The organism is Thioalkalivibrio sp. ALJ7, from assembly GCF_000376865.1.
Taxonomy (GTDB): Bacteria; Pseudomonadota; Gammaproteobacteria; order Ectothiorhodospirales; family Ectothiorhodospiraceae; genus Thioalkalivibrio.
The window spans coordinates 876,288-894,980 of the sequence record NZ_AQXQ01000012.1 but is presented as its reverse complement, the minus strand read 5'-3'; the positions used below and the strand labels follow the sequence as shown (position 1 = coordinate 894,980).

Here is an 18,693-nt window from a genome sequence, read left to right as displayed (position 1 = left end):
AGGAACTCAGAATGAAACAAAAACAGATTGCGACCGCTAGTGCAGCGGTGCTGACCCTCGCCCTCTCCGGGGCATGGATCGTTCAGGCCATCGCCGACGAAACCGTATACCGCGAATACCAGCCCATGCTGGACTATGGCGATGACCCGCATGTGTCGGACGATCACACCGGGACCTACACGTACTGGAAGGACCGCGGGGCAGTTGATCCCGACATGGTCTCGTCCGAAAGCGAGCAATGGAAGACCAACTGGAAATTCATGGATCCGCCGTTTGACCAGTCCTTCCACGGAGGGCATCTGGCCGAAGACCGTGGTGCCGACCTGTTCGCGGGACTCAACGGCAACGGCGACTTCGCAGCCTGTCTCGGAGCAGAGGACGGCGACCTCACCGGCCTGCGGGCCAACCATTACCCACAGTTCAACGAAGAACTGGACCGGATCATGAACCTCGAAATGATGATCGAGCACTGCGCCGCCGAGCAGGGCAAGACGCTCAAGCATGGCAGCTACGACAATTCCGCGATCTCGGTTTATGTCACGACCTACAGCAACGACATGCCCATTCGTATCGACGTCAGCGAAGGCGAGCTCAAGGAGGCCTACGAGCGAGGTCAGGAGCGCTTTCATCTACGCACCGGACGGATGAACATGGCGTGTGCAAGCTGCCATACGACAACAGCCGGTGAGCGTCTACGCGGGCAGGCGCTGACCACCCACTACGGTGATGCCTCCCACTGGCCCACCTACCGCACCAAGGATGAACTGCAATCCCTTCAGGTGCGTTTCACCGAGTGCAATCGCAATTCGGGAACGCAGCCCCTGGAGCTGGGGGCCGACGCCTACAACGACATCGAGGTCTTCCTGAACGCACTCAGCAACGGCTACGAGGTCGCCGTACCCAGCGCGCGCGACTGAACAAACCTCCTCGCAGGGAAGCCAGACCCCCTCACACGGGTCTTTATTTCGGGCCAGCCATCGTGCTGGCCCTTTTCTTTGCTGGCTGATAGGCCATTTTATATGTGCCCGGCTACGCGAGGCGTGGGAGGGCTCAAGCCCCGTCACTTGCATTCCCGGCAACCGTCGATATGGGCTGGCGGTTCAGCCAACGGCCGCCTCGAAAGAGGTTGCCAGGCCTTGTCCGCGCTCAATCCCAGCGGCTGCGGGCGTCCCGGTAAAAGCCGGGGTCGTCGCTGGTGGCGCCCTGCAGGGTGCAGACGGCTGCCGCGAAGACCAGCGCGCGTTCGAGGGTGGCAGGCCAGTCCCAGCCTTGCCGCATGCCCAGCAGGACGACACTGGCGAAGGCATCGCCGGCACCGACCGCGTCGCGGAAGCCTTCGACCGCAGGGGCCGGAGCCTGCCTGGACTCGCCGCCGACGGTGTGGATCGCAGCGCCGTCGGCACCGTGAGTGAGGATCAGGGCCGAGCGGATGCGGGCGCGTTCCAGCAGGACGAAGGGGCGGTCTTCGGCCGCTGCATCCGGTGCCAGGATCGCGGCTTCGTCGGTGTTCAGCTTGACCACGTCGGCACCACGTATCAGGGCCAGCACGTCGTCCGTTTCGTACCAGGGCGCGCGCAGGTTGGCGTCCACAAAACGGCTCTGGGCGCGTGCCTGCAGCCGCTCCAGCAGGTCGCGATTGCCGGAGCGTAACGCCAGGGTGCCGTGGTACAGGAGTGGGCTGGTGTCGGGCAGTTGCTCGGCCCAGTCCGCCGGTACCGCGTCGTAGGCCTGGTCGGGGACGATCGTGTAGGCGGGCTCGCCGTCTTGAAGCTCGACTCGCACCTGCCCGGTGGCGGCCGAAGGGTGCCGGTACAGGCCTTGGTCATCCATGCCGATGGCGGCCATCCGCTGACGGATCTCCTGGCCTGCCCGGTCGTTTCCGATGCCACCTACGAAGCAGGCAGCCTGGCCCAGTTGATGCAGGTTCCAGGCGACGTTGAAGGGCGCGCCACCGAGCACCCGGGTGCCGTCGGGGAAGACATCGAACAGCGCCTCGCCAAAGATCAGGCTGGGGGCCTGCGTGCCGCTCACGGTCCGGCCCTTTCGATACGGTCCCGACCCCGCTTCTTGGCCTGCAGCAGGGCGTGGTCTGCCGCATCGAAGATGGCCTCCGGCGTATGGGTGGGATCGACCCCGGCCAGACCGGCCGAGATCGTGACCTTGAGCCGCTTCTTCCCGGCGCGGACGATCAGCCGATCCACCGCCTCGCGGATGGTGTTGGCCTGGGTCTCGGCGACACCGGGTTCGTGGTGGATGATCATCACGAACTCCTCCCCACCGTAGCGCGCGACGAAATCCGGCTCGCGGACGCCTTCGGCCAGGATCTCGGCGACCGCCCGCAAGACCTTGTCCCCTGCCGAGTGGCCGTATTCATCGTTGATAGACTTGAAGTGGTCGATGTCCCAGACGAGCAGCGAGGCCGATCCGGAACGTTCGATCTCCCGGGGGAGGTCGCGTAGACGCTCTTCAAACGCGGTGCGGTTGGGCAGCCCGGTGAGGCTGTCCCGTGTGGCCTCGGCGCGCGCTTGTTCCAGCCGGTTGCGCAGCGCTTGCACTTGCGTTTCCAGATTGCGGCCCTTGGAGCGCAGGAGGCGGTTGCGTTCCAGCGCAGCCAGAAGCTCACTCTCTTGTGTGTCACGGAAGGCGCTAACGCGCTCGACCATGCGATCCAGTCCGCGGGTGACTTCGGTGCGCAGGGTGGGCAGGTCATGGACGTCGACCACCCGGCCCTTGATGTGCTCCACATCTCCGGAGATCCCGGCATGCAGCTCGGACACCGACTCGCGGGCCCGCTGGCCCCTTGCCTCGTCCTCGGACAGGGCCGTGTCCACATCCTCCAGCCGGTGCCAGATCTCGCCCACCACTTCCGTGAGCTCTTCGCGCTCGGTCATGGCCTGCTTGCATTTGTCGTGCAGGACCGAGAACAGGCGGCCCAGGGTGCGTTCGATTTCGGCCTTGTCGCGGCGGTCGGCGGCGCGAGCCAGGGCCTCCACCTCGGGATCGAGGAACTCGAACCCGTTCAGACCCCGCCTTACGACCTCCAGGATGCCCTCCGCCAGGTCCTGACGATGATCGCTGGAGCGGACGGCATCCGCGAGCTGTCCGCTCAGGCGGTCCAGCCAGGCGGTATCGCCGGGATCGGATTCGATCGCCCGGGTCAGATCCCGCACCGCGCCTTCCAGGGCGGGTGCCTTGGCGGCTACAACGGCGAGAGACCGCAACGCTACACGGCGGGTGGCATCTTGTACCGCACGTTCCCGGTCCAGCGATCGTTCCAGATCGATGATGGTCTTGCGCAGGTCGCTGTCGGACATCGGGAAATCCCGGAAAGGTGGCGCGTCAATTTAAACGCGGAATTGGGTTGGATGCTACTGCTTCAAGCCTACTGCTATGTCTTGATCGGTTTAGTGCGATGGATCATGAAGGGCCTGGCGTTGAGGTAACTCGATTTCGATGCCGACCGGAAGATGGTCGGACAGCGCTACGTTGTAGACCCGGACATCGCTTACATGAAGGTCGGGCGTAAGCAGGATGTGGTCGAACACCAGGCGCGGATCCCAGGCGGGATAGGTCGCGGGGCAGGCCATGGGCTCCATCAGACCGGTGCGAGCGATGAGTTGGCGCAACTCCACGCTGTCCTGCTGGCAGTTAAGATCGCCCATCACCACGGCATGTGGCAGGTCCTGAATATGCTCGGCGACGTAGGCGAGCTGCGATTTTCGGGTGCGCTTGCCCAATGCCAGATGCAGCAGGAACAGTACCAGCTCCTCGCCATCCCCCATCGCGTAGCGGGCCTCAATGGCCCCGCGTCCGGGCAGAGCGCCGGGCAGCCGATGCATCTCGACGCGATCCGGTTCCAGGCGCGAGAACAGCGCGAGGGAGTGTTTGGCGAACTGGCCCAGATCGCGGTTGATGCGGTTATAGGTATGGGGGAACTGAGCCCGTTCGGAGAGATAGGACGCCAGATCGACGAAGTTGCTGCGCAGGCTCCCGCCATCCAGCTCCTGAACGCCCACGATGTCGAATTCGGATATGAAGCGCGCCACGCGGTCGAGATTGTCCATCCGCCCCCCGTAGGGCAGCACGTGTTTCCAACTATTGGTTACGTAGTGGTGCAGGCGGGAGGAGTGAATGCCGACCTGGGCATTGAAGCTCAGTAGCCTCAACCGCTGGTTGCCGGGTTCGTGCTGGTAGCCCAGCTGTTCGGGGATGGTGTTGTTAGTCGAACCGGAGACGTCGGACGCAGGGTCCGATGCGTGGTCATGCGTGGGCGCGATCGAACTCATCGCGGGTGTTCTCCTGCTGGCGGGAAAGTCCGTGTTGTCAGAATGGACAAACGAGCTCGCCCAAACGTTCCGTCAGCTTCATGTTCTCACTGTAGTCGACCGGGCAGTCGATGACCGTTACGCCGGGGCTCACCAGGGCCTCGCGCAGCGCCATCTCCAGGCTGTCGCCGGGTTCGATGCGCACGCCCTGGGCTCCGAAGGACTGTGCCAACTGGACGAAATCGGGGTTGCCGAACTCGACGAAGGCCTTGCGGCCGTACTCGCGGACCTGCTTCCACTCGATGAGGCCGTAGGCGTTGTCGTTCCAGATCAGTACCACGAAGTTCAGGCCCAGGCGTACCGCGGTTTCCAGTTCCTGCACGTTCATCAGGAAGCCGGCATCGCCGGTGACGGCGACCACCTGGCGTTCCGGGTAGAGTTTCGCGGCCGCGATGGCGCCCGGCAGTGCAATCCCCATGCTGGCAAAGCCGTTGGAGATCAGGCAGGTGTTGGGCAGCTCGCAGCGGAACATGCGCGCCATCCAGAGCTTGTGCGCCCCCACATCGGTGATCATGATCGCGTCGAGATCTGCGGCGGTGCGCAGGTCCCAGATCAGCTTTTGCGGCTTAAGCGGCACCTGGGTATCGTCGCGGTGCTCGTTCATGTCCGCGATCAGGCTCTGGCGCAGTGGCCGCAGGATGGTCTCCTCGCGCGGGCTCACCTGCTCGGCCAGTCGGTGCAGGCAGGTCACCAGGTCGCCCAGCACCTCGGCGGTCACATTGTAGTGGCCGTCAATCTCGGCCGGGGCCGAATCAATATGGATCAGGGTACGATCCGCGTCCGGGTGCCAGAAGCTGGGCGGATATTCGACCAGGTCGTAGCCGATACAGACGATCACATCCGCCTTGTGGAAGCCGAAGTTCACAAAGTCCTGGCTCTGCAGGCCCACCGAGCCCAGCGCCAGCGGATGTCGGAAGGGCAGTACGCCCTTGGCCATGAAGGTGTTGGCGACGGGGATATTCAAGGCGCTGGCGAGCGCCGCCAGGGCGCCACTGGCGCCGGAGCGGATGACGCCGTTGCCGGCGAGGATCAGCGGATGGTGGGCCTCGTTCAGCAATCGCGCAGCCGCTTCCAGGGAGGCCTCGGCGGGAACAGCGGCGGGGCCCGAATGCACCGGTAGTGGCGGATTCGGGCACGGCATCGACGCGATGTTCTCCGGGAGCTCGAAGAAGCTGGCGCCGGGCTTGCCGCCTTCGGCCCACTTGAAGGCCTTGCGCACGATCTCCGGGAGGATCTCCGGCTCGACAACACTGGAGCTGTATTTGGTGATTGGCTGAAAAAGCCCCTTCAGGTCCAGGACCTGGTGGGATTCCTTGTGCAGCCGGTGGGTGCTGGCCTGGCCGGCAATGGCGACCAGGGGCGCATGATCCATGTTGGCGTCCGCGACGCCGGTGATCAGGTTGGTCGCTCCCGGTCCGAGGGTCGCCAGGCAGACCCCCGCGCGACCCGACAGCCGACCGTGCACGTCGGCCATGAAGGCCGCGCCCTGCTCGTGGCGGGTCGTGACGAATTCAATGGGGGAATCGGCGAGGGCATCGAGAACCGCCATGTTCTCTTCGCCTGGGAGACCAAAGATGCGTTCAACGCCCTCCTGTTCCAGGCATTCGACCAGGCGTTGTGCAGTGCTGGGATCGTTCATGGCCGCGTGGCCAATCGTGTGCCGGCCACGCGGGATGTAGCCCCGTTAGCCGCGGGCACGTTCGATCAGGTAGTCAGCAACCTCCAGCATCTCGTCGTGACCGCCGGCCATGCTGGCGGAGACGATGGCCTCGCCGTTGATGACCAGCGTGGGCACGCCGCCCACTCCATAGTCCTGTACGGCCTCGGTGGCCTGCACGACACGGCGCCGGATCTCGTCCGAGCGCATGGTCTCGCGGAACTCGTCCGCGTCCAGGCCGCGCTGGTTGATGAAGCGCAGGATCGCGCTCTCCGAGCGCATCTGTCGACCCTGGTCGTGGATGGCGTCGTAGAACGCCTGGTGGACGTCGTCCAGCACGCCCAGTTTTTCGGCGGCGTAGAACACGCGGGCGTGCAGGGCCCAGACGTCGTTCATCGGCGCCGGCAGGTATTCAAACTGCACGTCGTCGGCCAGTTCGGGCTTCCAGGCCTGGACCTTGGGCTCGAAGGAATAGCAGTGCGGGCAGCCGTACCAGAAGACCTCGACGACCTGGATCTTGCCGTCTTCCAGGCCGGTGTCGACCGGCGGCTGGATGGCTCGGTAGTGCTGACCTTCGCGGAATTCCGCGGCCAGGCTGGTGACGCTGGCGAGCAGCAGGCCGGCCCCACCCAGGGCCCCCATGAATTCACGACGCTTCATTTACAGCTCTCCGTAGGAATGCAGCCCGGACAGGAACATATTCACGCCCAGGAAGGTAAACGTGGTCACGAACAGGCCGATGATGGCCCACCAGGCCATGACCGGACCGCGCCAGCCCTTGGTGAAGCGCATGTGCAGCCAGGACGCATAGGTCAGCCACAGGATCAGGCTCCAGGTCTCTTTCGGGTCCCAGGTCCAGTAGCCGCCCCAGGCCTCGGCCGCCCACATGGCACCGAGCACCGTGGCGATGGTGAAGAAGGCGAAACCGATCGCGATTGCCTTGTACATCACGCTATCCAGCGCGTCCTTGGAGGGCAGCCGATGGGTGATCGGGGCGTCCGGACGGGTGCGTTCGAAGCGGTGCTTGACCAGGTACGCCACGCCCAGCATGGCCGCGATGGCGAAGCCGCCGTACCCGACGAAATTGGTGGGCACGTGGATCTTCATCCACCAGCTGTTCAGAGCGGGCACCAGCGGTTCGATCTCTGCGGCCCCTCGATCGTAGGCGTACCACAGCAGGAAGGTCACCGATGCGGCAATCACCAGCATCACGAACGCGCCCATGGTCCGCTGACCGGTGCGGCTTTCATAGTACAGGTACATCAGCGTGGTCATCAGCGCGAGCAGGATGAACACCTCGTAGAGGTTCGCCACCGGGATGTAGCCCCAGCTCGGGTCGGTCAGGTAGATCTCGCGCCAGCGAACCAGCAGTGCCATCAGGCCGGCACCCGAGCCGACCCAGGCGAAGGCCGCGCCGGCGCGGCTCGGGAAGGTGGAGCTGGAGAACAGACCCATTACGTAGGCCGCGGTGGCCAGGTAGAGCATCACGCTCATCCACATCACCCCGGCCTGACCGGAGCCGATGTAGTTCAGCCAGAAGTTGGTTTCTCCTCGCGTGAGGTCATCGCCATACATCCAGATACTGAACAGTGCGAGGGACCCGACGATGATCGAATATGCCTGCCAGGGCCGCCAGAACCAGCCCATCCAGGAGCTGGCGACGACCGCTAGGATCAGGCCTCCAACGTCGTAGCGGTCCATCATGTGACCGTATAGCGAGTAGGCAATCACACCCGTGGCGACCATAAGGGCGAAGTACGCCCAGTCGCGCAGCTGAATGCGCCGGAAGATGCTCGGCCGTTCGAAATCCAGGGCCTCGTGGGGTACGGACATGGGTAGTGCTCCTCCGACTTCTCGCTGACTCAGTCGTTCTTGTTGGTGTTAGAACCGGTGGTTTTTTGGCCATCGTCCGCGTTCTGCTGATCGATGATCCACCGCTTAAGATGCGCGAAACGCTCTTCAAATTCCACTTTATGGCGATTGCTGGTGCCTGCCATGGTGACATGGGTTCCTTGGCCATCCTCGCGCCGTCGCGCGATGATCCACAACCGTTGATACGACACGTAGAACAGCAGGAAAATCCCGACGATCAACATTACGCTGCCGGTGTAGACCGTGCTTTGTCCAGGAGCCCTTGCGATCTGCAGGCCCGAGGCCTCGCGGTGCTCGAAGTCCTTCAAGTGGAAGAAGAACGGCGACTGGTACAGGCTGATCGCATTGATTGCCGAGATGGTGTCTTCCAGGAAGCGCTGCTCTTCTTCCTGGATCGAGACTACACCCTCGTCCTGCAGGACTTCCATGTAAAGCCCCTGGAGGCCCGCGTGCAGGATGCGGATCATCAGGTCACGCACGTCGTCCAGACGCTCGGCCGGGACTCGGCGTTCAATCTCGTTGTGCACGGCCGTGTAGCCGCCTTGAGCGAACAGGCCCATCAGCTCGGCGGTGGTGCTCGCGATCGCCTGAGTCTGCTCATTCGGGACGGTTTCGTCGTCGCGGGCCACCTGGCGGGCGATTTCGTTCCGTACCTCGGGCTTGTGCAGCATGGCCAGGTAGGTGCGGAAGCGGTCAAGCGAATCATCGGCGTCCGCCGGCAGGAACAGGTAGTGGAACTCGTCTGCCGGACTCTCGCGTACGCCGCTGAGGAAGTACATGGCGCCTTCCTGCAATGCGGGGCGCTTGTAGTTGCGGTAGTACAGACCGTGGCCGGTGCGGTCCATCAGGCGGAAGTCGAAGCTCGGCCCCATGTGCCGGTTCTCGCGCACACCTTCTTCGTTGAGAAGCTGGATCACGTTCTCCACCTGGAAGTTGATGAACTCGATCGTGCGGGTGTTACCGTCCGGGGTCGGGATATCCATCTCCTGGAACACTCGGCCGGGCACTTCCAGTTCGCGCAACGCCTCGGCACCCAGCGGGATTGCATCGATATCCAGCCGGGTTCCGCCGTCGGCAAAGCTCGCCTGGTAGATCGCGAAGCCCTTGTAGATCAGCGGGTGGTTGACCGAGATGGTGTGGCGCAGGGGTTCGTCCCGGTCCGGGTCGTGGATGATCAGGTCGGATTCGTAGGAGCTTTCGGCGCCCGTGGAGAAACGCTCGATGCGGAATTCTTCCAACTCGATACGGAACGGCAGCTCCTGTACGAAGTAACCCTCGCGCATGGGCAGGAACACGACGTTGGCTGAGGCGCCCTCGGGGATCTCGACCGATCCACGGAAGGACGGATTCCATTCCGGAATCCAGGCCGAGCGCGGGACCTCGGAGATCGGCACGCTGCGGGTCTCGATCTCCAGATTCCCCAGCCACTCGTTAATCTTGAGCAGGGTGGTGCCGTCGGCCAGTGCGCCGACACAGATGACGACGATGCCGACATGGGTCAGCAGGTAGCCCATGCGGTTCCATCGCCCGCGCATCGCGGCAATCACGGTCTGGCCGTCGGAGTTCTTTTCGCGCGCCTTGAAGCCTTGGGCCTTCAGCACCCGGTGGGCGTGTTGGACAAATTCATCCTGGGGCTGGTCCAGGTCGCCGGCTGCACTCGAATGGAACGAGAGCAGGGACTTTTCCTTTACCTGAAGGTTGTAGCGGCGCAGGTCTTTTAGCAGGCCCGGGGACTGGCGGTAGACACAGAACGAGGTGGAGACGACCAGAAAGCCCACCACCAGAAGGAACCAGGTCGCCGAATACACCTGATAGAGGCCCATCCCGGCAAAGATTTCGTGCCAGAACGGCCCGAAGTCCATCAGGTACTCGGTGTAGGGTTCGTTCTGCACCAGGACGGTGCCGATTACCGACGCGATGGCCAGTGCCACCAGCAGGGTGATCGCCAGGCTCATTGAGCCCATGAAGTCGACAAGAATGCGGCTTCGCCGCGGCTTGCGCGCGGTTTTCTGGCGGGATGCGGGGACCGTTCCGGTGGTCGCGGCCTGATCGTTATTCGACATTCTTAAACCTGCTTTAACCCTGGCGACTATGCGAAGCAACCCGACGGGGGTTCAATTTCCACGATAAACAGCGCGGGCGTTGCCCGGCGCACTGGATGGACCCATGACGAGCCCGGGAGTTCGTCATGCCCCACCATGACGCACGCGGTTGCAGGGGCATTCCCGCACAGGCCATTTTTTGCCCAATGAAAAGGGGCGGCCGAAGCCGCCCCTTCCCTGGGTCCTACGCGCCGCCAGTCCAGCGCGGCGCTGCACTGCGGTCCGTATCAGTTGCCGGACTGCAGGCCAGCCATGTACTGGGACACGGCTTCGATGTCGGAATCGGACATGTTGCGCGCGACATTGCGCATCATGCGGCCGTTGTCATTGGCGCGGTCGCCGCTGCGGAAGTAGCGCATCTGGTCAGCGCTGTACTGCGCATGCTGACCGGCAACGGCCGGGAACATGGCTTCCGGGTTGCCCTGACCGTTCGGGCCATGGCAAGCGATGCAGGCGGCAACGTTCTGCGACGGGATGCCGCCGCGGTAGATCTGCTCGCCGCGCTCGACGACGTCTTCGTCGGCGGTTTCACCGGACATCTCCTGTTCGGCGTAGTAGGCCGCCAGGTCACGCATGTCCTGCTCGTCGAGGTCGGCGACCTGGCCCAGCATCAGGCTGTTCTCGCGGCGCTCGGACTTGTAGTCCTGCAGCTGCTTGACGGTGTACTTCGGATGCTGACCCGCGAGCTTGGGCCACTCCGGGTTGGTCGAGTTGCCGTCAGCCTGGTGGCAGGCCGCGCAGGACTGGGACAGTTCCTGGCCGCGCTGAGGATCGCCCGCCTGGGCCGCCGACAGCGGGAGCAGCAGGGATACGGACAGGGCAGCAAAGAGAGCGGAAAGCTTGTGGTTCATGATGGAAGAATCTCCTGCTTGTAAATGCGTCCCGGGTTTCGACCCGTTCCTTGTGCCCTGTGGCAGGGCGATCTGTACCCGCGCCCCATCGGCACGGCGTGCAACATAAGGGGCGCAGTTTATAGCACAATGCTAAATTGCGCTCAAAAATATCCCTAGCCCTGTACTCGGCCAAAGACCCCTGTGAGCCTTCTATGCAGCCCCGATTCCGTGAGACCGCCTTCCTTCAGGGCGTAGCCCAATTGCATCAGTTGCCGGCGGATACCGGGGTCGAGATCGCCTTTGCCGGGCGTTCCAATGCGGGCAAATCCAGCGCCCTCAATGCCTTGTGCGGCCGCAAGGCGCTGGCGCGGGTCGGGCGCACGCCTGGGCGCACCCAGGAGATCAACCTGTTTGGTTTGCCGCCGAACGAGAATTCGCGCCTGGTGGATCTTCCGGGCTACGGCTATGCGAAGGTCTCGGCGGGCAAGCGCGCCGAGTGGGATCAGCTCCTGGGCGGCTATCTGCAGAAGCGCCAGTGCCTGATCGGACTCGTATTGATCATGGATATCCGCCGACCCCTGACCGACCTGGACCGCCAGCTCCTGGACTGGGTCCCGCTGGAGCGCTGCCGGTTGCACTGCGTGCTGACCAAGGCGGACAAACTCTCCCGCCAGGAGGCCGACAAGCAGTTGCGCAAGGCCCACGGTGAGCTGGAGGCGATGGGCATCGAGGCCTCCCTGCAGACGTTCTCCTCTCTGAAGAACCAGGGTGTCGATGACTTGCGCGGCCTGCTGGGCGACTGGCTCATCGAGCATGCGGCCGGAGATCTTGCAGCCGACTGAAGTCCGCCTCGGGAGCTGGAGGGGCGTAGACAAAAAGAAGCCCCGGCCTTGGGGTAGGACCGGGGCTAACTTCGGCCTCTACAGGGGGGGGAGAGGCCTATTTGCCCGCTCAGGGAGAAAAGCGGGCCGCGCTGGGCTAGAGCGCTTACTGGATGAGAAAGCGGCGCACGGGCAAAGTTCCGGCGGGTTTCGCTGCAAATGCGATTTTTTTCACAGTTTCCTGCTTCGTCCGCGCCGAACACGTTTCGCGGCGCCCCCGGGCGATTCATTCCTCTTCCGATTCCGCGTTCATGTGGGCTTTGAGTGACTCCAGCAGTTGGGCCGACGACGTCCCGTGCGGGTAGATCTCCAGTAGTTCGCCGTCCGGGCCGACCAGGTAGGTCGACGAGCTGTGGTCGATTACGTAGCCCATCGCCGAATCCGTCTCCGCCCGCTCGAAGAACACGCCATAGCTCTGCGCCGCCGCGTGCACCTGGTCTTCCGGCCCGGTCGCGGCGTGAATGGCTTCGTGGAAGTGGCCGACATAGTTGGCCAGGTGGTCGCGCGAATCCCGCTCGGGGTCCACGCTGATCAGCACACCGTTGACCTGGCCTCGCAGGTCATCCGGCAGTTGGTTCAGGGCGCCGCTGATCCAGCCCAGGCTGGTCGGGCAGGCATCCGGACAACTGGTGTACCCGAAGTACAGCCATACGTACTGGCCCTTGTAGTCGTCTAGATCGAAGCGCTCGGCATGAGTGGCCACTGGCAGCTCGATGGCCCCGCCGCGGACCTCGTCCGCCACCGGCAGCTGTGCGTGGCCCGGTTGCGGGTGAGGTGGCTCCCCAGGGTTCAGGGTGACGAATACGAGCAGGGCCCCGGCTGCCAGAACGGCCAGACCCCAGAAAACACTGCTGATCGGGATTCGTTGCATCGTGGTTATGGCTGATGATCGCGGGCGGTAACGAAGCGGAATTGTACGAAGGATGCCTCGGGCGTGCCGGCCGGCATGGCCGTGGCGGCCCAGGTCATGGATTCGGTGGTGCAGATCGGCAGTGTTGTGGTGCCGCGGTAGAGGCCGTCGCCCGCGTGTTCCAGGCGGGGGCGCTGAAAGCCCATGTACATCTCCACTCCGGCCAGGTCCAGTTCCAGCGCGTCCGGTTCCTCAAGGGCCTCGCGGGCGGTGGTATCCAGCTCCAGCTCCAGTGTCAGCTCCCGCAGCATGGGTACGGGCCGCGGAGTGATCGCCAGGCGGACCTCACCTCCCAGCGGCAGGACGGTGCTACAGGCGCCGGTGTTCAGGTCGCACTCTTCCGGTTGCACGACGGCGAGGTCGGTGGGTGCGCCGGTGTCCAGGTAGCGCTCGGCCAGCATCCAGGCGGTGGCGACCAGCAGGAGCGCGACCAGCCAGGCAGCAATGCGGTTGAAACGGGTGGCAAACATTCGGGTCACCGGATCAATGGGCATCGTCCCAGTTGGGGCCGGCGCCGACATCCACCACCAGCTCGACGTCCAGCTCTGCGGCGCCGCCCATCGCCTCGCGAGCGAGACCAGTCAGCGCCTCGATCGCGTCGTCCGCCACCTCGAATACCAGTTCGTCGTGCACCTGCATGATCATGCGGGCATCGATCCCGGTCTCGATCAGGGCGTTCGCCATACGCACCATCGCGCGCTTGATGATGTCGGCTGCGGTGCCCTGCATCGGAGCGTTGATCGCCACGCGTTCGGACTGCTGGCGGCGGGCGCCGTTGCGGCTGTTGATCTCCGGCAGGTACAGGCGACGACCGAACAGGGTCTCCACGTAGCCATTCTCGCGCCCGCTGGCGCGTGCCTGCTCCATGTAATCGTGCACCCCGGGGTAGCGGTTGAAGTAGCGGTCGATGTACTCGCGCGCCTCGCCCTGCTCGATGCCGAGGTTGCGTGCCAGGCCCCAGGCGGACATGCCGTAGATCAGGCCGAAGTTGATCGCCTTGGCGGCACGCCGTTGGTCGCTGGTGACGGCGTCCGGCTCATACCCGAAGACCTCGGCGGCGGTGGCGCGGTGGATGTCCTGGCCCTCGGCGAAGGCCTTGAGCAGGCCCTTGTCCTGCGACAGGTGCGCCATGATGCGCAGCTCGATCTGAGAGTAGTCGGCCGCCAGTAACTGGTGACCCGCCTCCGCGATGAACGCTCGGCGGATGCGCCGCCCGGCCTCGGTGCGCACCGGGATGTTCTGCAGGTTGGGTTCTGACGAGGACAGGCGCCCCGTCGCTGCTCCCGATTGGTGGTAGGAGGTGTGCACCCGTCCGGTCTCCGGGTGGATGCGGCGCGGCAGAGTCTCGGTGTAGGTGCTGCGCAGCTTGGACAGGCCGCGGTGCTCCAGGATCAGGCGCGGCAGGGCGTAGTCATCCGCCATCTGCTCCAGCACGTCCTCGGCGGTGGAGGGCTGACCTTTGGGCGTGCGCCGCAGTACCGGCAGGCCCAGGCGTTCGAAGAGGATCTCCTGGATCTGCTTCGGCGAGCCGAGATTGAACTCGGTACCTGCCTCCTCGAAGGCCTCGCGCTCGAGGCGTTCCATCTCGGTCAGCAGTTCCTGGCTTTGCTGGCCAAGCAGGTCCGGGTCAACCTTCACGCCGACGCGCTCGATATCTGCCAGCACCGGGACCAACGGCATCTCGATCTCGCGGTACACGGAAGCGGGGCCTTCCGCTTCTTTCAGGCGAGGCTGGAAGACTGCGTCCAGTTGCAGGCAGATGTCCGCGTCCTCGCCGGCGTAGTCGGTGGCGATGCCGATATCCACTTCGGCGAATGGAATCTGCTTTGCGCCCTTGCCGGCTACATCCTCGTAGTGCGTGGTCTTGTAGTCCAAGTGGCGCTCGGCCAGGGAGTCCAGGTCGTGGCGGTTGGCGCCAGCATCCAGGCAGAAGGACTCCAGTAGGGTGTCGTCGACAATCCCGCGCAGGGTGATGCCGTGATTGCCCAGCACATTGCGGTCGTATTTCAGGTGATGGCCCAGCTTGCCGTGCTCCGCTGATTCCAGCCACGGCGTCAGGCGCTCGAGTGTGGCCTCCAGCGGGAGCTGCGGGTCGGCATCCGGTCCAGTATGTGCCAGCGGCAGGTAGTACGCGGTGCCCGGTTCGAACGCGAAGGACATGCCGACCAGCCGGGCGCGCATCGCGTCCAGGCTGGTGGTCTCGGTATCGAAGGCGACGCGGTCGGCCTTCTCCAGGCGCTCCAGCAGTTGCGCGAAATCCGGCTCTTCACGGACGGTCTGGTAATCGCCCTGGGTCTGCGAGGGGCCGGGGTTGTCGCCCGCGGCCGCGGCGTCTCCCCCTTCCAGTTCTGCGCGCCAGCGGGTGAAGCCGTAGCGGCGCACCATCTCCAGCAGGCGGTCATGGTCCGGTTCCTGGATGGTCAGGTCGTCCGGGCCGACGTCCAGCTCGACGTCGCGCTTGACGGTAATCAGCTCGCGCGAGGTCGGGAGCCGTTCGGCGGCGGCGCGCAGGTTCTCGCCAATCTTGCCGCCGAAGCGATCAGCCTGATCGAGGATCGTGTCGAGATCGCCGTACTGTGCAATCCACTTGGCGGCCGTTTTGGGCCCGACCTTCTCTACCCCAGGGATGTTGTCGACCGTGTCGCCCATCAGGCTGAGGTAATCGACGATCTGCTCAGGCGCAACGCCGAACTTCTCCTGCACGCCGTCCGGGTCCAGAGTGACCCCGCTCATGGTGTTGACCAGCGTGATGCGGTCATCGACCAGCTGCGCCAGATCCTTGTCGCCGGTGGAGATCACCACGTCGTGGCCGGCCTTTGCCGCCTGGTCGGCCAGGGTGGCGATGACGTCATCGGCCTCGACCCCCTCGACAGACAGAAGCGGCAGGCCCATGGCCCGCACGAGCTCGTGCAGGGGCTCGATCTGGGCTGCGAGCTCCTCTGGCATGGGCGGGCGAGTCGCCTTGTATTCCGGGTAGAGGTCGTCACGGAAGGTCTTGCCCTTGGCGTCGAAGACCACCGCCATGTTCTCGGGGCCGTAGTCCGCTCGCAGCTTGCGCAGCATGTTGGCCACGCCGATCATTGCGCCGGTCGGGGCGCCATCCGGTGCGGTCAGGGGGGGCAGCGCATGGAACGCGCGGAACAAATATGACGAACCGTCGACCAGGACGAGGGGCGCTTGCGACATGAAACGGAATCCAGACGGGGGACGCGCGCCATTCTACAGGGCTGATCGGGGCGCGCCCATTCGTGCGGCCCATTTGTACGGACCCAGGGCGGCCGTTACGCTACGCCCAAAGCCCACCGAGACCCCCGGATGAATAACCGCGAACGTGCCGAACACCCGGGCCTGCGCCCGATCGATGACTCCGCCCTGACCCGAGAAAGCTGGAAGATCTTCCAGATCATGGCGGAGTTTGTGGAGGGCTTTGAGCGCCTCGCGCATATCAAGCCGTCCGTAAGCATTTTCGGCTCGGCCCGTTTTCCGCCGGAGCACCGCTACTACCAGCTGGGCGAGACCGTTGCGCGCCAACTGTCGGATGCCGGATTCGCAGTGGTCAGTGGTGGCGGACCCGGGATCATGGAGGCGGCCAACAAGGGGGCCTTCGCCGGCCGATCGCCCAGCATCGGCCTGAACATCCAGTTGCCACACGAGCAGAGCGCGAACGACTATCAGGACATCGGCCTGGGTTTTCGCCACTTCTTCTCGCGCAAGGTGATGTTCGTCAAGTACGCATCCGCTTACGTGGTACTGCCCGGGGGGTTTGGCACCCTGGACGAGATGGCGGAGATCCTGACCCTCGTGCAAACCGGCAAGACGCGCCGGATCCCGATCGTGCTGGTCGGTAGCGAGTTCTGGAAGGGATTGCTGGACTGGTTCCAGGACACCCTTGTGGAGCAGGGCACCATCGACCAGGAGGACCTGCAGCTATACTCGCTGGTAGATTCCCCGGAAGATGTGGTGGACGTGATCTTTGAATACTACGAGGCCCGCAGCTTCGAGCCTTCCGCGGAAGAAAAGAAACGACTGATGGAGCTGTGATGATGCCCCTGTCCCGCATGACCCTGTCCCTGACGTTGAGCGCCAGCCTTATGCTGGCGTTTGGGTCGGTGTCGGCGCAGCAAGACCGCGAGTGGGATGACGCCCCGCCGCCGCCGGAACTGGAAGAGGGGGCCGATCCGCCGCCGCCGGTGCTGGATGAACGTGCCCGCGAGCAGCGCTCGCTGGAGGACGCGGACATCATCATCATTGAGCGCGATGGTAAAACCCGGCGTGAATATCGCGTGGGCGGCGAACTCGTGATGGTCGAGGTCACCCCGGCGGTGGGTCCGACCTACTATCTGATCGATACCACGGGCGACGGCACTCTTGATGGTCGTCGTAACGAGCTCGACCCCAACTTTGTACCCCCGTCCTGGGTGATTTTCCGATGGTAATGAATGATTTCGAGATCCAGGCGTGCAGCGCGCTCGCCCATCTGACACTAAGTGTCGGCCCCGAGGGCGCTGAACTCGAGGGCCGGCCGGTGCAGTGTCTGCGTCTGTCGGACGCTGCGGCGCCAGCGCTCGAAAAGGCGCTCGCCGAGGTGCCGGTTGGCTGCGGACGCGTCGTGGGTCGAGGGATCGACGAGGCCCAGCAGCAGTTCGTCCTGGTGCTTGAGCGAGGCCGGTTCCTGCAAGACGCGGCCGCAGACGAAGGCCCCGGGAGTATCGAGGCGCTGGGCGAGCGGGCGGCCGATTGGCAAGGCCGTCACACCGCTGCCGTCCTGCCAGCTGGCGAGGGATACCGCCGCGGCGTGTTGCAGCAGCAGATGCGCGAGCGGGCGGATGCCCTCGTGGCTACGCTCGACGATGGCACGCGCGCGATCCTGGATGCCGAGTTGCACCATCAGGGACTTTATCGGTTCGAGGATCTGCCCTTGGCCGGGAGCTATTGGCAGTCCGTTCGGGTCTACCCAGAAGGAGCCGGACTCGCAGATCTGGTGGTTCCCCCGGCACCGGTGCCGGCGTTCTGGCAGCTGGCGCGCATCGCCCTGGCGGTGGCCGTCGATGCCGAAGGTCGGCCGGACGCCACGCGTTATCGCGCGCTGCTAGATGGGTACAACGGGCGACGCCCTCTGACGGCTATTGAGCGCGGGGCGGCCCCCACGATGCTGCGCCTGGCGGCCCTGGATGACTGGCTTGCTGTACTCGAGGGCGGTTCTGGTGGTGAAAGGGAGCGGGATCGACTCGCGAACTTGCAGGCCGAGGCCGCTCGTCTGCAAGGCGTATGGATTCGCGCAGCCGCCTGACTCGGGGCAGGTCGCCCGCGGCGGCTGGATATGGATCAGATCGGGGTTCCGGTCGCCGGCCATACCCTGGAGACGGGTCCACGGAGCCGTCGCTACACGGAGGAAAGTCCATGTTCCGCATCTTTACCCTGCTGGCCTTGCCGGTGGCCGCCCTGCTGCTCCCGGCGCTCCTGAGTGCCGATGTCTATCGCTGGACCGACGACCAGGGCAACGTGCACTTCGGCGACCGGCCGCCCGAGGGGAGTGCAAGCGAGTCCGTTGACGTCCGCGAGCCCATGCGCGCGGTTCCGCTGGAGGGCGCGCGCGAGATCCTTGAGCGCCCGGTTCGGCCGCGAGGTCAGCCCGAGGCGGAGGGTGATTATCAGCGGGTCGTAATCACGCGCCCGGAAGACGGCCAGGGTGTGCGGGCTAACGATGGCAACGTGACCGCCGAACTGGACCTGGAACCTGGGCTGGATACTGACGCCGGCCACCGTGTCGTGTGGCTGCTCGACGGTGAGGCGGCCGGTGAGGGGCCGTCGGCCAGTGCGACCTTCGAGGGTCTGAGCCGCGGTGCCTACTCCCTGCAGGCTCGGATCGTGGACGAATCCGGTAATGAATTGGGTGTCAGCGACACGATTGAGTTCAACGTGCTGCGAATGGCCATTCCCCGCAGCCAGCAACAGCAGCAACGTCCCCAGCAGTTCCCCTCGGGTGGCGCCCCGCAAGCTCCCCAGGCTCCGCAGGCGCCTCGTGCCCCTCAGCCGGTGGCACCTGGTCCAAACTGACCCGGCACGCATGCACCTAAGTGGTGCGACATAAGCCCCATATTGGTGCTATTATT

At 64.5% G+C, this 18,693-nt stretch carries 17 protein-coding genes; 6 read left to right on the top strand and 11 right to left on the bottom strand.

The genetic code is table 11. The annotated features are described in order from the left end of the window. Window positions 1-11: 11 nt before the first annotated feature. Window positions 12-917 carry a sulfur oxidation c-type cytochrome SoxA gene (gene soxA / locus D002_RS0112880; protein WP_018142343.1) on the top strand — a complete coding sequence of 302 codons (906 nt, stop codon included), beginning with the start codon at window positions 12-14 and terminating at the stop codon, window positions 915-917. A gap of 229 nt (window positions 918-1,146) precedes the next feature. On the opposite strand, the gene D002_RS0112875 is transcribed toward soxA, so the two are convergent. The 8 genes from D002_RS0112875 to D002_RS0112840 form a co-directional block, all read right to left on the bottom strand. Beyond that, window positions 1,147-2,031, bottom strand: coding sequence for a PfkB family carbohydrate kinase (locus D002_RS0112875; RefSeq protein ID WP_018142342.1), 885 nt, complete (start codon window positions 2,029-2,031; stop codon window positions 1,147-1,149). After that, the gene (locus tag D002_RS0112870) at window positions 2,028-3,314 is read right to left on the bottom strand and encodes a GGDEF domain-containing protein (protein WP_018142341.1); all 1,287 of its coding nucleotides are present in this window, start codon (window positions 3,312-3,314) and stop codon (window positions 2,028-2,030) included. Before D002_RS0112870 ends, D002_RS0112875 begins: the two co-directional genes overlap by 4 nt. Window positions 3,315-3,404: 90 nt before the next feature. Next, window positions 3,405-4,286, bottom strand: coding sequence for an endonuclease/exonuclease/phosphatase family protein (locus D002_RS0112865; protein WP_018142340.1), 882 nt, complete (start codon window positions 4,284-4,286; stop codon window positions 3,405-3,407). Between the two features lie 37 nt (window positions 4,287-4,323). Next, a complete protein-coding gene (locus D002_RS0112860) occupies window positions 4,324-5,964 on the bottom strand; it encodes an acetolactate synthase large subunit (protein ID WP_018142339.1) in 1,641 nt (546 codons plus the stop codon). Between the two features lie 45 nt (window positions 5,965-6,009). Next, window positions 6,010-6,642 carry a thiol:disulfide interchange protein DsbA/DsbL gene (locus D002_RS0112855; protein ID WP_018142338.1) on the bottom strand — a complete coding sequence of 211 codons (633 nt, stop codon included), beginning with the start codon at window positions 6,640-6,642 and terminating at the stop codon, window positions 6,010-6,012. Then, window positions 6,643-7,815, bottom strand: a complete 1,173-nt coding sequence (gene ccsB / locus D002_RS0112850) for a c-type cytochrome biogenesis protein CcsB (protein ID WP_018142337.1) — start codon at window positions 7,813-7,815, stop codon at window positions 6,643-6,645. Between the two features lie 29 nt (window positions 7,816-7,844). Next, a complete protein-coding gene (locus D002_RS0112845) occupies window positions 7,845-9,917 on the bottom strand; it encodes a cytochrome c biogenesis protein ResB (protein ID WP_018142336.1) in 2,073 nt (690 codons plus the stop codon). A 266-nt stretch (window positions 9,918-10,183) separates the two neighbouring features. Further along, on the bottom strand, window positions 10,184-10,807 hold the full coding sequence (locus D002_RS0112840) for a cytochrome c (protein WP_018142335.1): 624 nt from the start codon (window positions 10,805-10,807) through the stop codon (window positions 10,184-10,186). Between the two features lie 194 nt (window positions 10,808-11,001). On the opposite strand from D002_RS0112840, the gene yihA reads away from it, so the two are divergent. Next, window positions 11,002-11,631, top strand: a complete 630-nt coding sequence (yihA, locus tag D002_RS0112835) for a ribosome biogenesis GTP-binding protein YihA/YsxC (protein WP_018142334.1) — start codon at window positions 11,002-11,004, stop codon at window positions 11,629-11,631. A 265-nt stretch (window positions 11,632-11,896) separates the two neighbouring features. Here yihA and D002_RS0112830 read toward each other — a convergent pair whose 3' ends face one another. The 3 genes from D002_RS0112830 to polA are packed head-to-tail and all read right to left on the bottom strand — an operon-like array spanning window position 11,897 to window position 15,766. Beyond that, the gene (locus D002_RS0112830) at window positions 11,897-12,541 is read right to left on the bottom strand and encodes an SCO family protein (RefSeq protein WP_018142333.1); all 645 of its coding nucleotides are present in this window, start codon (window positions 12,539-12,541) and stop codon (window positions 11,897-11,899) included. A 5-nt stretch (window positions 12,542-12,546) separates the two neighbouring features. Further along, on the bottom strand, window positions 12,547-13,050 hold the full coding sequence (locus tag D002_RS0112825) for a hypothetical protein (protein ID WP_026181720.1): 504 nt from the start codon (window positions 13,048-13,050) through the stop codon (window positions 12,547-12,549). A 13-nt stretch (window positions 13,051-13,063) separates the two neighbouring features. Beyond that, window positions 13,064-15,766 carry a DNA polymerase I gene (gene polA / locus D002_RS0112820; protein WP_018142331.1) on the bottom strand — a complete coding sequence of 901 codons (2,703 nt, stop codon included), beginning with the start codon at window positions 15,764-15,766 and terminating at the stop codon, window positions 13,064-13,066. Between the two features lie 129 nt (window positions 15,767-15,895). Here polA and D002_RS0112815 point away from each other — a divergent pair, with 129 nt between their 5' ends. The 4 genes from D002_RS0112815 to D002_RS0112800 all read left to right on the top strand — a co-directional run bounded on the left by D002_RS0112815 (window position 15,896) and on the right by D002_RS0112800 (window position 18,637). After that, window positions 15,896-16,621, top strand: coding sequence for a TIGR00730 family Rossman fold protein (locus D002_RS0112815; RefSeq protein WP_018142330.1), 726 nt, complete (start codon window positions 15,896-15,898; stop codon window positions 16,619-16,621). Then, the gene (locus tag D002_RS0112810; RefSeq protein WP_018142329.1) at window positions 16,621-17,016 is read left to right on the top strand and encodes a DUF2782 domain-containing protein; all 396 of its coding nucleotides are present in this window, start codon (window positions 16,621-16,623) and stop codon (window positions 17,014-17,016) included. Before D002_RS0112815 ends, D002_RS0112810 begins: the two co-directional genes overlap by 1 nt. Further along, a complete protein-coding gene (locus tag D002_RS0112805) occupies window positions 17,016-17,870 on the top strand; it encodes a hypothetical protein (RefSeq protein WP_018142328.1) in 855 nt (284 codons plus the stop codon). The genes D002_RS0112810 and D002_RS0112805 overlap by 1 nt, the downstream gene beginning before the upstream one ends. 110 nt (window positions 17,871-17,980) lie before the next feature. After that, complete coding sequence (locus D002_RS0112800; protein ID WP_018142327.1) at window positions 17,981-18,637, top strand: DUF4124 domain-containing protein; 657 nt, start codon at window positions 17,981-17,983, stop codon at window positions 18,635-18,637. The last annotated feature ends 56 nt before the right edge of the window (window positions 18,638-18,693 follow it).

Excerpts from the sequence above, each read along its gene's own strand:
- D002_RS0112810 (WP_018142329.1), top strand. The coding sequence starts at position 16,621 with ATGATGCCCCTGTCCCGCATGACCCTGTCCCTGACGTTGAGCGCCAGC.
- D002_RS0112865 (WP_018142340.1), bottom strand. The coding sequence starts at position 4,286 with ATGAGTTCGATCGCGCCCACGCATGACCACGCATCGGACCCTGCGTCC.
- yihA (WP_018142334.1), top strand. The coding sequence starts at position 11,002 with ATGCAGCCCCGATTCCGTGAGACCGCCTTCCTTCAGGGCGTAGCCCAA.
- D002_RS0112870 (WP_018142341.1), bottom strand. The coding sequence starts at position 3,314 with ATGTCCGACAGCGACCTGCGCAAGACCATCATCGATCTGGAACGATCG.
- D002_RS0112800 (WP_018142327.1), top strand. The coding sequence starts at position 17,981 with ATGTTCCGCATCTTTACCCTGCTGGCCTTGCCGGTGGCCGCCCTGCTG.
- D002_RS0112830 (WP_018142333.1), bottom strand. The coding sequence starts at position 12,541 with ATGCAACGAATCCCGATCAGCAGTGTTTTCTGGGGTCTGGCCGTTCTG.
- D002_RS0112845 (WP_018142336.1), bottom strand. The coding sequence starts at position 9,917 with ATGTCGAATAACGATCAGGCCGCGACCACCGGAACGGTCCCCGCATCC.
- D002_RS0112815 (WP_018142330.1), top strand. The coding sequence starts at position 15,896 with ATGAATAACCGCGAACGTGCCGAACACCCGGGCCTGCGCCCGATCGAT.
- ccsB (WP_018142337.1), bottom strand. The coding sequence starts at position 7,815 with ATGTCCGTACCCCACGAGGCCCTGGATTTCGAACGGCCGAGCATCTTC.
- D002_RS0112860 (WP_018142339.1), bottom strand. The coding sequence starts at position 5,964 with ATGAACGATCCCAGCACTGCACAACGCCTGGTCGAATGCCTGGAACAG.
- polA (WP_018142331.1), bottom strand. The coding sequence starts at position 15,766 with ATGTCGCAAGCGCCCCTCGTCCTGGTCGACGGTTCGTCATATTTGTTC.
- soxA (WP_018142343.1), top strand. The coding sequence starts at position 12 with ATGAAACAAAAACAGATTGCGACCGCTAGTGCAGCGGTGCTGACCCTC.
- D002_RS0112825 (WP_026181720.1), bottom strand. The coding sequence starts at position 13,050 with ATGTTTGCCACCCGTTTCAACCGCATTGCTGCCTGGCTGGTCGCGCTC.
- D002_RS0112840 (WP_018142335.1), bottom strand. The coding sequence starts at position 10,807 with ATGAACCACAAGCTTTCCGCTCTCTTTGCTGCCCTGTCCGTATCCCTG.
- D002_RS0112805 (WP_018142328.1), top strand. The coding sequence starts at position 17,016 with ATGAATGATTTCGAGATCCAGGCGTGCAGCGCGCTCGCCCATCTGACA.
- D002_RS0112855 (WP_018142338.1), bottom strand. The coding sequence starts at position 6,642 with ATGAAGCGTCGTGAATTCATGGGGGCCCTGGGTGGGGCCGGCCTGCTG.